At 46.8% G+C, this 13,026-nt stretch carries 10 protein-coding genes; 6 read left to right on the top strand and 4 right to left on the bottom strand.

All coding sequences use genetic code 11. The annotated features are described in order from the left end of the window. Nucleotides 1-78 precede the first annotated feature (78 nt). Together NOG12_RS00865 and tesB are read left to right on the top strand one after the other, a co-directional pair. A complete protein-coding gene (locus tag NOG12_RS00865) occupies nt 79-966 on the top strand; it encodes a diguanylate cyclase domain-containing protein (RefSeq protein WP_313932149.1) in 888 nt (295 codons plus the stop codon). 125 nt (nt 967-1,091) lie between these two features. Beyond that, nucleotides 1,092-1,958: an acyl-CoA thioesterase II gene (tesB, locus tag NOG12_RS00860; RefSeq protein WP_153826016.1), complete on the top strand. Its 867-nt coding sequence runs from the start codon at nt 1,092-1,094 to the stop codon at nt 1,956-1,958. Between the two features lie 86 nt (nt 1,959-2,044). On the opposite strand, the gene NOG12_RS00855 is transcribed toward tesB, so the two are convergent. Both NOG12_RS00855 and udk read right to left on the bottom strand, forming a co-directional pair. Beyond that, on the bottom strand, nt 2,045-3,292 hold the full coding sequence (locus tag NOG12_RS00855; protein WP_153826015.1) for a NupC/NupG family nucleoside CNT transporter: 1,248 nt from the start codon (nt 3,290-3,292) through the stop codon (nt 2,045-2,047). 21 nt (nt 3,293-3,313) lie between these two features. Beyond that, the gene (udk, locus tag NOG12_RS00850; protein ID WP_162014488.1) at nt 3,314-3,946 is read right to left on the bottom strand and encodes a uridine kinase; all 633 of its coding nucleotides are present in this window, start codon (nt 3,944-3,946) and stop codon (nt 3,314-3,316) included. 208 nt (nt 3,947-4,154) lie between these two features. Here udk and NOG12_RS00845 point away from each other — a divergent pair, with 208 nt between their 5' ends. The 4 genes from NOG12_RS00845 (at nt 4,155) to NOG12_RS00830 (ending at nt 10,679) form a co-directional block, all read left to right on the top strand. Continuing rightward, nucleotides 4,155-6,944, top strand: a complete 2,790-nt coding sequence (locus NOG12_RS00845; protein ID WP_313932148.1) for a M16 family metallopeptidase — start codon at nt 4,155-4,157, stop codon at nt 6,942-6,944. A gap of 142 nt (nt 6,945-7,086) precedes the next feature. Continuing rightward, nucleotides 7,087-8,211: an S-(hydroxymethyl)glutathione dehydrogenase/class III alcohol dehydrogenase gene (locus NOG12_RS00840; RefSeq protein ID WP_110075382.1), complete on the top strand. Its 1,125-nt coding sequence runs from the start codon at nt 7,087-7,089 to the stop codon at nt 8,209-8,211. Beyond that, entirely contained in the window at nt 8,201-9,046 is an 846-nt protein-coding gene (gene fghA / locus NOG12_RS00835; RefSeq protein WP_313932147.1) for an S-formylglutathione hydrolase, read from the top strand. Before NOG12_RS00840 ends, fghA begins: the two co-directional genes overlap by 11 nt. Nucleotides 9,047-9,158: 112 nt before the next feature. Next, the gene (locus tag NOG12_RS00830) at nt 9,159-10,679 is read left to right on the top strand and encodes a putative bifunctional diguanylate cyclase/phosphodiesterase (protein WP_153826010.1); all 1,521 of its coding nucleotides are present in this window, start codon (nt 9,159-9,161) and stop codon (nt 10,677-10,679) included. Here the strand turns inward: NOG12_RS00830 and NOG12_RS00825 are convergent. Beyond that, nucleotides 10,639-11,586 carry a sensor domain-containing diguanylate cyclase gene (locus NOG12_RS00825; protein ID WP_110075385.1) on the bottom strand — a complete coding sequence of 316 codons (948 nt, stop codon included), beginning with the start codon at nt 11,584-11,586 and terminating at the stop codon, nt 10,639-10,641. The genes NOG12_RS00830 and NOG12_RS00825 overlap by 41 nt on opposite strands. Beyond that, complete coding sequence (locus NOG12_RS00820; protein WP_313932146.1) at nt 11,583-12,896, bottom strand: diguanylate cyclase domain-containing protein; 1,314 nt, start codon at nt 12,894-12,896, stop codon at nt 11,583-11,585. The genes NOG12_RS00825 and NOG12_RS00820 overlap by 4 nt, the downstream gene beginning before the upstream one ends. Between the last annotated feature and the right edge of the window lie 130 nt (nt 12,897-13,026).

The following is a 13,026-nucleotide window of genomic DNA, read 5'->3' as shown; positions in this document are numbered from 1 at the left end:
ACTAAAATATACCCTATAAACATGTAACTTGTGTGAACACTGGTGCACACTAACCCTGTTTGCCTCACAAAGGAACTTATGGCTACCGATATTAAAGCGTTTCAAGCACTCAGTGAATACATGGATTTGTTACTCGATGCCATTTGTGTGGTCAATCGAGCCGGTGAATTCGTCTACTTAAGCCAAGGTGCTGAACGCGTGTTTGGCCGAACGCCCCAACACATGTTGGGACAATCCATATTTAACTTTATTCATCCGGATGACCATGAACGCACCCGCGCGGCGGCGCAGAAAATTATGGGTGGTGAAGCCCAAACTCATTTTGTTAATCGCTACCTGCGCGCCGACCAGAGTGTGGCATGGATTCAATGGTCAGCTCGGTATTTTGTCGATCGTGATCTGCGCGTTGCAGTGGCACGTGATATTACTGCGCAGCGACAGATGGAAGACGAACGCGAACAACTGCTGCAACAGCTTGAGCTGTTAGCCTCTACCGATGCCCTTACTGGTATTGCCAATCGCCGTGCATTTTTTGAACAAGCCCAGCAGCGCCTGCGTACTAATGCGCAACTGGCAGTGATGTACCTCGATTTAAACCATTTTAAACAAATTAACGATAGATTTGGTCATGCTGGTGGCGATAAACTGATCCAGCAAGCTGCCCAACGCCTTCAGCAGAGTTTACGCAGTCACGATTTAATTGCGCGGATGGGCGGTGATGAATTTGTAGTGTTAGCTGATCGTATTCAACATGCCAGTGCGGCTCAAGGTGTCGCTGAGCATATTTATCAAGCCTTTGGTTCGCCGTTTGTCCTAGCGCAACAGCAAGTTCTAGTAACTCCAAGTATTGGGATTGCGTTGTACGGCCAGCATGGCGAAACTCTTGAAGACCTCTTGCAGCATGCCGATAATGCCATGTATCAAGCTAAACAGCGCACGGACAAAAGCATTCAATTAGCTTATTAGCTACTTTTACCCTGTTGCCCTGCGGGCTATAATCACATGCTTTAATTGATAGCCAAGCCGATGTTGTTGCGGTAGCTATCTCGTGATCAAGCGCTAATCAAGTTCGCTAAGGAAGAGAACCAACCATGAGCCAAGTATTAAGTGATTTGCTTAACCTCTTACGTTTAGAAACCATTGAACAAGGCATTTATCGGGGGCAAAGCCAAGATTTAGGATTTGGTGCTGTGTTTGGCGGTCAGGTGATTGGGCAGGCTTTGTCCGCAGCAAAAGAAACCTTACCTGAAGATCGGAAAATCCATTCCTTACATAGCTACTTTTTACGTCCAGGCGATGCGCATAAACCTATCGTGTATGATGTCGAAGCCATTCGTGACGGTAAGAGTTTTTCCACGCGGCGGGTACAAGCCATCCAGTTTGGCAAACCTATTTTTTATATGACAGCGTCATTTCAAATAGACGAACCGGGCTTTGAGCATCAAGATGCGATGCCGCAGGTGCCAGGTCCTGAAGGGTTAGTGTCTGATATTGATATTTATCGCGAACACGCTGACTTGATTCCAGCTAGTATTCGCAACAAATTTATTTGTGAAAAGCCGATAGAAATGCGCTTTGTCACCGCCAATAATCCATTTAAACCTCATGTCGACGAGCCGCGCCGCTATGTTTGGCTGAAAGCTAACGGCGACATGCCAAACGACCCACGGGTGCACAAATACTTATTGGCTTATGCTTCTGATTTCAATTTCTTACCTACGGCATTGCAGCCACACGGCCATAGCTTTGCTCAGCCGTACATACAGATGGCAACGATTGACCACTCCATGTGGTTTCACCAAGATTTTCGGATGGATGATTGGTTGTTGTACGCCATTGATAGCCCTCGTGCCTGCGGTGCTCGGGGGTTAGTAAGAGGTCAGATTTTCACGCGTGAGGGGTTGCTAGTGGCATCTACCATGCAAGAAGGTGTGATGCGTAAGTACCCACAAAAATAGGCTAAACCTGGGTTACGACCATAAAAAAAGACCGCTATTCGCGGTCTTTTTTGGTACTAGCTTATCGTCTCTAGCGCAGCAATTGCTTAAGCTGCGCCTAAGGTAAAGAAGAAACCAGCAATGGCTGCACTCATCATGTTCGCTAGTGTAGCTGCTAGCAGTGCTTTCATGCCTAAGCGTGCAATATCATGACGACGACTGGGCGCCATACCGCCTAAGCCACCTAATAAAATCGCAATCGAGCTAAAGTTAGCAAAGCCACAAAGCACAAAGGTGATGATCACTTGGCTATGCTCACTTAACTGATCTTGGTAATTCACAAAATCAAGATAAGCCACAAATTCATTAATGACTAACTTTTGCCCAATAAAACTACCAGCCAACTGAGCTTCATCCCAGCTTACTCCTAAAATATAAGCCACCGGTTGAAACACATAACCAAAGATTAGCTGTAACGACAGTTCAGGGTAGCCGAACCAGCCACCAACCCAACCAAACAGGCCATTGATTAAAGCAATTAATGCTACAAAGGCAATCAACATAGCGCCCACGTTGATAGCTAGCTGAACACCGCTAGAAGCACCTGCAGCAGCTGCATCAATCACGTTGACCGAACGCTGTTCAACCTCATCATCGGCACATTCAATGTCAGCGCCTTCAATGATGCTATCGAGATCTTCACGGGGCTTTTCGGTTTCTGGGATGATCATCTTCGCCATCAGCAAGCCCGCCGGCGCTGCCATGAAGCTTGCGGCAATCAAGTATTTCAACTCAACCCCAACCCCCGCATAACCAGCTAGCACCGAACCTGATACGGAGGCCATGCCGCCTACCATCACCGCAAATAATTCAGATTTGGTCATGCTAGCAATAAATGGGCGCACCATCATCGGCGCTTCGGTTTGTCCGACAAACACGTTTGCTGCCGCTGACATAGATTCGGGACGGCTGCTGCCGATGATCTTCTGCAAGCTACCGCCGAGAATTTTGATAATCCATTTCATGATGCCCACGTAATAGAGCACTGAAATCAGTGAGGAGAAGAAAACAATCACGCTCAACACTCGAATGGCGAATACAAAGCCAAAATCAGCTGAGGCTAAACCGCCAAACATAAAGTCTATACCGGCATCGGTAAAGGCAATGATGTTAGCAACCCCAGATGCCACCGCATACAGCACGTCTTGACCGAAGGGCACGTAAAGCACAAAAGCACCTAAGGCTAATTGAATCGCAAAGGCTCCACCCACGGTGCGCCAGCGGATCTGTTTACGATTAGACGAGAATAAGTAGGCAATAAAAAGAATGATGGCGATGCCGAGAAAACTATTCATAAATATCAGGACCGTGGTTTTTTATTCAGCCAAAAGCTGGCGAATTTTAGATTTAATTAGGTCGATTGCGATTTCATTTTGACCGCCGCGAGTCACGACTAAATCAGCAAACTGCTTCGACGGTAAAATAAACTCGAAAAAGGCTGGTCGTACGGTTTCTTGGTACTGGTCAGCAACAGACTGGATAGTCCGGCCACGCTCTTCTACGTCACGAATCATGCGCCGCAGTAGGCATACATCAAGGGGGGTATCCATAAACACTGAAATATCGAACAACTTCCGTAAGTTCGGGTCATTTAGGAGTAAAATACCTTCTACCATAATGACTTTACCCGGATTAACTTTAATGGTGTCGGGCACCCGGGTGTGGGTTTTGTAACTATACTGCGGCATTTGAACCGCTTCACCATCACGCAATTGCTCTAAGTGCTTAACTAGCAACTCATGCTCAAACGCCGACGGATGATCATAGTTGGTTAGTTGGCGTTGCTCAAAGCTCAAATGGCTTTGGTCACGGTAATAGGCATCTTCAGCTAAGATAGCAATACCTTGACCGCCTAACTCTGCCACCAACTCTTGATAAACCGTTGATGCAAAGAGGCTTTTTCCTGAAGCAGAAGCGCCAGCGATGGCGATGATAGTTGTTTTTCCCACGCGTTTTTCTTTCTTTTTGCCCGACCACAGCCGGCAATTATCCTTGATTCGGCAGCTAATTGGAAGCGCTGTAACCTAGCAAGTTGTAACTGAACTAAGAGAATTTGACCAATCTTGTTACATTTTTCCCACCGCTTATGGATTACAACTGTGTGCTAAGTTGACTATGATAGGCTGGTCAATAGACTCAAACAGGGAACATTAACTTATGCGTTTTACCAAAACCCTCACTGCAGTTGCGGTAGCCACAGTATTGTTAGCTGGCTGTCAAACAACTGCTGAAACTCAGAATAACCGTCAGCAAGCTGTTGCAGCTGCGCAACAAAATCTGCCTGACTTAGATATCGCCTACGAATCATTTACCTTAGACAATGGTTTGCGGGTCGTTGTACACACCGACCGTAAAGCACCGATTGTTGCTGTTAACGTTTGGTATGCAGTTGGCTCAAAAGACGAAAAACAAGGCCAAACTGGTTTTGCACACTTATTTGAGCATTTAATGTTTAACGGTACCGAAAACTACGACGACGAGTATTTCGGTCCATTTGAACGCGCTGGTGCGACCGACATGAACGGTACCACCAACAACGATCGTACCAACTATTTCCAAAACGTGCCTACGCCTGCTTTAGATATGGCGTTATGGATGGAATCAGATCGCATGGGTCACCTGTTAGGTGCAGTAACCCAAGAGAAGCTTGATGAGCAACGCGGTGTGGTACAAAACGAAAAACGCCAAGGCGAAGCACAGCCGTATGGCAAAGCCTTTGGTTTCCTAGCTGAACAAACTTTCCCACAAGGTCACCCTTATTCGTGGTCAGTGATTGGCTCGATGGATGACTTGAATGCCGCCTCTCTAGATGATGTACACCAGTGGTTTAATGATTACTACGGTGCGGCTAACGCCGTGGTTGTGTTAGCTGGTGATATCGATGTAGCGACCGCAAAAGAAAAAATGGAAGAATTTTTCGGCCATATTCCAGCCGGTAAACCGCTACAGAAACTAGAAAGCTGGGTCGCTAAGCGTGAAGGTACCAAACGTGCCACCATGGAAGACAACGTGCCAGCTGCACGCCTGTACAAAGTTTGGAATACCGCTGAAATGGGCACTGATGACTCAGAATACCTGAGCCTGATGGTAGATATTTTAGCCGGCGGCAAAAACTCACGTTTGTATCAACGCCTTGTCTATGATGAGCAGATCGCGAGCATGGCGTCTGGTTTTAACTACGAGCGCTTGTTAGCCGGTCAAATCATGTTGATTGCCGATGCTAAGCCAGGTGTTGAATTAGCTAAAATCGAAGCTATCATCGATGAAGAACTCAATAAATTAATGACTGAAGGCCCAACCGCCGAAGAATTAGCGCGGGTTAAGTTTAGCCAAGTAGCTGGCTTTGTTCGCGGTGCTGAGCGTATTGGTGGCTTTGGCGGTAAATCAGATATCTTGGCAGCTGGTGAAGTCTATCACGGCAACCCTGGGTCGTTTGAAAAGTCCTTAGCAACCATTCAAGCCGCTTCTGCAGCCGATATCCAAGGCGCAATGCAGCGCTGGCTAACTGATGGCGCCTTTGTGTTAAACGTGGTACCACAACCTCGTTACACCCCAGGTGCACAGATTGCTGATCGTTCTAAATTACCAGAAGTTGGCGAATTGCCAGAGCTTGATTTGCCAGAACTCAACACCTTCACTTTGTCTAACGGCTTAGAAGTTGCACTGGCGGAACGTCACGACATCCCGACCGTACAAATGAGCCTGATTTTTGACAGTGGCTATGCCTCCGACTTTGGTAACAAAGTAGGTACTGCTAGCTTCGCCATGAGCATGATGCGTGAAGGCACCAGCAACCGTGATGCGTTAGAGTTTTCGCGTCAATTAGAAAGCCTAGGTACTAGCCTTTATGCAAGCGCTAGCTTAGATACGTCTCGCATCAGCATGGATGCATTAACCTCGAACTTAGCACCAAGCTTAGATATGTTCGCAGATATGCTACTTAACCCAACCTTCGCCCAAGATGAAATCGATCGTAAGCGCAGCAACTGGTTAGAAACCATCAAACGTGAGAAAGCGCAACCAAACAGCCAAGCTCTACGTATCATGCCAAGCTTGTTGTTCGGTGATAACCATGCCTACAGCCAACCACTTACAGGTTCTGGTACTGAGCAATCAATCAACTCGCTCACGCGAGATGATTTAGTCGCTCACCACAGCACTTGGTTACGTCCTGACAATGCTCGTTTAGTGATTGTTGGTGCTACCACTGAAGCCGAAATCAAACCTTTGCTAGAGCAGTACTTAGCTGCATGGCAGGCTCCAGCTACGGCTAAGCCAACCAAGCAATTTAGCGACGTGGCGCCACAATCAGTGAATCGAGTGTTCTTGATTGACCAACCTGGCACACCACAATCAACCATCTTTGCTGGTCATGTAGCACCATCAGACAAAGTTGATAATGCCGAAGCCATTGACGTGATGAACACCATCATCGGTGGTAGCTTCACCAGCCGTTTGAACATGAACCTTCGTGAAGACAAAGGTTGGTCGTACGGTGCGCGTAGCTCATGGATTGGCAATAACGAGGCGGGTATGTTCCTAGCCATTGCTCCAGTACAGACCGATAAGACCAAAGAGTCTATTCAAGAAATCGTGAAAGAACTGAAGCAATACGAAGGTGACAAACCAGCAACGGCTGAAGAGTTAGCTAAAGTTAAAGCTAACAAAACGGCGAAATTGCCTGGAGCTTATGAAACCAAAGGCGCTTTATTAGGCTCTATCGTAAGCACTCTAGAAAAAGGCAAAGACATGCAGTGGTTGGAAAACTACGGTGAGCGTGTTAACAGCCTAGAGGTGAACAACATTCGCCAAGTAGCCAAAGACGTGATTCGTCCAGAAGGTTTAACTTGGGTCATCGTGGGTGACTTAAGCAAAATCGAAGCCGATGTACGTGCGCTTAACTTAGGCGAAGTAACTAAACTTGATGCTGACGGCAACCCTTTATAAGGCGTTAGCTGATTAAGTTCTGCGTTGTAAGTGTGTTTAGCCGCTCCTTGTGAGCGGCTTTTTTTTGAGCCTTTCCTTTTTTGCTGCGTAGCCGTTACAATAGTGACACCAGTTACTTACTTTCTACCCAAAAGGATGATGTATGAACATGATAAAAACTCGCGCCGCGGTTGCATGGGCACCAGGCGAGCCATTAAAAATTGAAGAAGTAGATTTAATGCCGCCACAAAAAGGCGAAGTTTTAGTACGCATTGTTGCCACTGGGGTGTGTCATACGGATGCCTATACCCTGTCGGGAGCCGATCCTGAAGGCGTTTTCCCTGCTATTTTAGGCCATGAGGGTGGCGGTGTTGTTGAAGCCGTGGGTGAAGGCGTGACCTCAGTTGCTGTGGGTGACCACGTGATTCCACTTTACACCCCCGAGTGCGGTGAGTGTAAGTTCTGTAAATCAGGTAAAACCAATCTTTGCCAAGCCATTCGTACTACCCAAGGTAAAGGCTTAATGCCTGATGGCACCACTCGTTTTTCTAAAGATGGTCAACCCATTTATCACTATATGGGCACTTCAACGTTTTCTGAGTACACCGTTGTTCCAGAAATCGCGTTAGCCAAAGTAAACAAAGAGGCCCCACTCGAAGAGGTTTGTTTGTTAGGTTGCGGCGTCACCACAGGTATGGGTGCAGTAATGAATACAGCCAAAGTACAAGCTGGCGATACCGTTGCTGTGTTTGGTCTAGGTGGGATTGGTTTGTCAGTGATCATTGGCGCAGTGATGGCGAAAGCCAGCCGTATTATTGTCATTGATATTAACGAATCTAAGTTTGATATTGCGCGCAAGCTAGGTGCCACAGATTGTATTAATCCAAGCGACTACGACCGTCCAATTCAAGAAGTGATTGTCGAAATGACTGACGGCGGCGTGGATTTCTCGTTTGAATGTATTGGTAACGTCAAAGTCATGCGCTCAGCGCTAGAATGCTGCCATAAAGGCTGGGGCGAATCAGTGATTATTGGGGTGGCTGGTGCTGGTGAAGAAATTTCCACCCGCCCGTTCCAGTTAGTTACCGGTCGGGTCTGGCGTGGTAGCGCCTTTGGTGGCGTAAAAGGTCGTAGTCAATTACCTGATTACGTAGAAAGATACCTTAAAGGCGAGTTTGAGCTTAGTACTTTCATCACCCATACCATGGGCTTAGAAGATATCAACGAAGCTTTTGACTTGATGCATGAAGGTAAATCGATTCGGACGGTTATTCACTATGATAAATAAAGTCAACGAAGTTAAAAGCTTCGGTGGCCGTCAATTACGCTTTGAGCACCAATCTAAGGTGCTCAACTGCGCGATGCAGTTCAGTGTATTTTTACCACCGCAAGCAGAACACCAAGCCGTACCTGCACTCTATTGGCTATCTGGGCTCACTTGTACCGATGAGAACTTTAGCAGTAAAGCCGGTGCCCAACGCGTTGCGGCTGAACTTGGCATAGCTCTGATTATTCCAGATACCAGCCCACGTGGTGATGAGGTGCCCGATGATCCTGACGGTGCTTACGACTTCGGTAAAGGCGCAGGATTTTATGTGAACGCCACCCAAGCTCCTTGGCAGCAACACTATCAGATGTACGATTACATTGTGGATGAACTGCCAGCTTTGCTTGAGCAGCACCTACCGCTTACCAGCCAACGCAGTATTAGTGGCCACTCTATGGGCGGCCATGGCGCCTTGGTGATTGCTCTGCGCAACCCTGAACGTTATCAGAGTGTGTCGGCATTTGCTCCTATTAGTCATCCTAGCCAATGCCCATGGGGTAAAAAAGCCCTGCGCGGGTATTTAGGTGAGGATGCCCAAAGCTGGGCCGAATACGATGCTGTGCAGCTATTGCAACAATATAAACACTGCCCTCCGCTCTTGGTGGATCAAGGCAGCGCCGATAACTTTTTAGCTGAGCAGTTATTACCAGAAACCTTGGCGCAAGCTTTACAGCTGCTACCAAAGGATGCCGTAGCTGAGTTGCGTTATCAAGCCGGCTACGATCACAGCTATTATTTTATCGCCAGCTTTATTGCCGATCATCTTCGCTTTCATGGGCAGTACTTAAACCGATAGCCGCTTAAAAAACAAGCGATTATTCGCTCATCTAACTGGCAAAATAACGTACTCCTTGCTATGTTGAAAGAACACACTATAGCTGTGTTCACGTCATCGCAAGGAGACGTCTATGTCACCACGCCAAACCGCTGGGGTTATTGCTGCCATCTACTTGGTGTTAGGTTTGGTATGGATTCGCTTTTCTGACCAGTTCGTTTTTTCGCTAGCCGGTGCCAGCGATTACATTACCGAGTTACAAACCTTTAAAGGGTTTGGCTACGTTATCGTCACGGCTGTATTGCTCTATTTTCTTGCCTACAAAGCCTTACAACGCGAACGTAATATTAGCCAACGCGATGAACTCACCAAGTTACTGAATCGCCACATGTTTGGCCAAGAACTTAATACCGAATTAAGCTACGCTCGTGAGCATGAACTGGTACTAGCAGTGCTGTTGGTGAATATTGACGGCTTTAAACAAATTAATGTTCATGCCGGTTTGGCTGCGGGCGACAAGTACCTACAAGAAGTTGCTGCAATTTTGCGTGACAGTTGTCATCAACAGGTCTTTATTGCACGTTTTAATGGTGACGAATTTGCTATTGCCCTGCCTGAAGCCTTATGGCCCCATGCCGTTGAGCCGCTCATCCATAATTTGCAACAACGGATTGCCACCATTCAGTTGGCCGCACTGCCAGATTTGCGCCTTAGCTGCAGTGTCGGTGTAGCCTTGTTTCCGCGCGATGGCGAGCATAGCGATGCGTTAATCGACCATGCAGGAAAAGCTCTGGATGAAGCCAAGAGTCGTGGCCCCGGTCGATATAAGGTGTATGACCCAAGCTACGGCGAATTAGCTAATCAACGTAGTCTCCTGCTCTACGATCTACGACATGCCATTAGCCAGCGGCAATTAAGTTTGGTTTATCAACCACAATTTTGCACCGATGCCCAAGCTATCACCGGCGTTGAAGTGCTAGTTCGCTGGCATCATCCACAACGTGGCTTAGTTCCGCCGGATCAATTCATCCCGCTGGCCGAGCAGCATGGTTTAATTTGTCAGATCACCGATTTTGTCATGCAAACAGGCATCCGCGAGTTACTTGAGCATCAGCTCCTCTACAAACACATCCCAAGGGTTTCTTTTAACGTATCAGCCACTGATTTTAATGGCAGTGGCAGCTGTGACCGTTTTATCAAAAACCTCGCTGAATTACCCGGAGATTGGTCGGTGATTGAGTTAGAACTGACCGAAAGCGCAGCTCTGATAAATTTAGAAGGGGTTAAACGGGTGATTGAAGTGTTGCATGACAAAGGCGTACAAGTATCCCTAGATGACTTTGGTACCGGCTACTCATCACTGAATACGTTGCGTTTACTACCGATTAAAGAAGTAAAAATTGATCAAAGCTTTGTGCAAGATATTACCAACAATAGCCAAGATGCCAAGCTGGTACGCACCATTCTAGCTATGGCCAAAGCGCTGCATCTGCGTGTTGTAGCAGAGGGGGTTGAAACTCATGCACAGGCTACTTACTTAAAACGTGAGGGCTGCGAAGAGTTTCAAGGCTATTTGTATGCGCGACCTATGCCAGTAAAAAACTTAGTCACTTTTATTGAGAATCTAAATCAGCGTCAACGCATGCAATCTTGATTTGATTCTTGCCTTGTTGTTTGGCTTCGTACATAGCTTGATCGGCCGCGCTAAGAATACCAGACACACTGTAATGGCGCTGTTGCTCATAGCAATGGCAAAGCCCCATAGACAAGGTTACAGGTATTTTATCGGCTGATAACTCCTGCACTATGCTACTGCGAACCCGCTCTAACACGTGCATAGCATCTTGCAAACTAGCACCGGCATGAATCGTGGCAAATTCATCACCGCCAATGCGTGCTACTAAATCGGAGCCACGACAATTGGCTTTCAGAATATGTGCAACTTTTTGCAAAACGTCATCGCCAATCTGATGGCCTAAGTTATCGTTCACCAACTTAAAGTCATCAAGGTCAATAAAACAGACTGCAAATTGCCAACCATGCTCTGCTAAGCTTTGAATGTTGCCTTCGAGCTCTTCAACAAAAGCGCGCCGATTTTCCAACCCTGTGAGATGGTCAGTCATAGCCAGCTTTCGTTCGCGCTCAAGCTCTCGTCTAATTCTATCTTCAACGATTTTATTGCTGGTGGTATCGCGAATAAAAGCTATCGCAAAATTTTTACCATCAAACTCGACATGGCTGAGCATAATATCAACATAAATGGTGTCGCCATTTGCCTTGATGCCTGCAAATTTAAAGCCTTTCCCCATGGGTCTATTTTTTCCCTGTTCGAAAAAATAGCGCATGTGTTGATCATGATGTTGGCGCACTTGGTCAGGCAGCAGAATATTCATTGACTGCCCTACCATATCCTTACGACGCTGGTAACCAAACATGTTCACCAGCATTCTGTTAACCAGCACTATGTGCCCTTTGGTATTGACTATCAATGCCGCATCAGGGATAACTTCAATAAGCTCGGCTAAGGTTTTATCGGTACGCAATGGGGTTCTTAAGGTCATTCTTTCCGCTTATTTTTATACATCTGAATATCAGCATGTTGCAGCAAGGCCTCTACTGTTTGTCCGTGCATAGGAAACAACGCACATCCCAAACTAGCAGAAACCGCAATCTGTTGTTCTTTAACCACCACGGGTTGATTCAATGCTGCACGTAATTTATCGACTTGCCGACTAACAACACGTTCGTTATCAATCCCCATCAACACCAGTACAAACTCATCACCACCTAATCGCGCTACCGTATCTGTGGCACGGGTATTGACTAACAAGCGTTGTGCGGTGTGCTGTAACACCAAATCACCAGCATGATGGCCGAAGCTATCGTTTACGTACTTAAAGCCATTAAGATCAACCACAATCACGGCAAACTTAATTTGGTGCCGCTCATACACTTGCATGAGTACCTGCATACGCTCATCTAAAGCGCGACGATTAGCGACCCCGGTGAGTGGATCTAACATAGCCTCTTGGTAGGTGCGCCGGTACCATCTAAATAATGCAATCAGCATTAAAAACAAAGCTGTTACATACGGATAGCCGATTAGGCGAACCCGCTGCTGTTGCCACACCGAACCCAATTGCTGCGAGTCAAGCTGGATAGCAATCGACCAAGAGCCATTTAAAAATTGCACCGCATCATAAAAGTCTGCCTGCGCATAGATGGCTTCACTACCCATAAAAATATCGCCACTAGCGCCTTTACCATCGGTACCCCGCATAGCTATTTTATACTGCGCGGTTAACTCCGTCAGCTGCTGCCGCTGCAACAACTGATCTAAATCAAGAACCACGGCTACACTACCCCAATATTGCTCGCCAGTACCATCCTCAGCGCGATAAAAAACAGGAATTCGAGCAATAACGCCACGTCCTCCTTGCACCAAGTCAACGGGACCCGCAATTAACATTTGCCGTTGTTGTCGAGCTGCGTCAATCATCGCAAATTGCTCAGGAATTTTACTGTAATCAACGCCAAGCACAGCTTCGTTGCCTGCTAGAGGATAGACAAAGTTGACCATATTATCTGGAGCGATGGCTAGGTTACGGATATTCTGATGGTTTTCTATTATACCTTGGGCTAACAGCTGCCATTGCTGCGGACTAGTGTGCGGATTTAAGGTAAGGTAATTAACTAAGCCCCAACTCGCATACAAGGCGGCATTAAGTTCAGCCTCTAAATTAGCTCGGAACTTCACTAATTGAGTTTGCGCCTGACTTAATTGCTGTTGGCGGAGTTGTTGATAATGCAAGCTATGAAAGTGCTCAATCGCAAAGAAAGCTAATAACAGTGAACAACTCACTGCTACCATAAAGGTTCCTCGCTGAAAACGGGTACTTAACACAGCTGCCTCTTTGTTCTTATTTATGCCGTTAGTTTGGCTTTGGGTGCTTTACCAAGCTTTGTCTTAGGTGGCATTATAACCAGTCGCTGCCAGATAG

Source organism: Pseudidiomarina fusca (assembly GCF_032227045.1).
GTDB classification, from domain to species: domain Bacteria; phylum Pseudomonadota; class Gammaproteobacteria; order Enterobacterales; family Alteromonadaceae; genus Pseudidiomarina; species Pseudidiomarina fusca.
Note: the sequence above shows the minus strand (reverse complement) of the source record. Positions and strands in the feature narration are given on the sequence as shown.

Excerpts from the sequence above, each read along its gene's own strand:
- NOG12_RS00865 (WP_313932149.1), top strand. The coding sequence starts at position 79 with ATGGCTACCGATATTAAAGCGTTTCAAGCACTCAGTGAATACATGGAT.
- tesB (WP_153826016.1), top strand. The coding sequence starts at position 1,092 with ATGAGCCAAGTATTAAGTGATTTGCTTAACCTCTTACGTTTAGAAACC.
- NOG12_RS00855 (WP_153826015.1), bottom strand. The coding sequence starts at position 3,292 with ATGAATAGTTTTCTCGGCATCGCCATCATTCTTTTTATTGCCTACTTA.
- NOG12_RS00845 (WP_313932148.1), top strand. The coding sequence starts at position 4,155 with ATGCGTTTTACCAAAACCCTCACTGCAGTTGCGGTAGCCACAGTATTG.
- NOG12_RS00840 (WP_110075382.1), top strand. The coding sequence starts at position 7,087 with ATGAACATGATAAAAACTCGCGCCGCGGTTGCATGGGCACCAGGCGAG.
- fghA (WP_313932147.1), top strand. The coding sequence starts at position 8,201 with ATGATAAATAAAGTCAACGAAGTTAAAAGCTTCGGTGGCCGTCAATTA.
- NOG12_RS00830 (WP_153826010.1), top strand. The coding sequence starts at position 9,159 with ATGTCACCACGCCAAACCGCTGGGGTTATTGCTGCCATCTACTTGGTG.
- NOG12_RS00825 (WP_110075385.1), bottom strand. The coding sequence starts at position 11,586 with ATGACCTTAAGAACCCCATTGCGTACCGATAAAACCTTAGCCGAGCTT.
- NOG12_RS00820 (WP_313932146.1), bottom strand. The coding sequence starts at position 12,896 with ATGGTAGCAGTGAGTTGTTCACTGTTATTAGCTTTCTTTGCGATTGAG.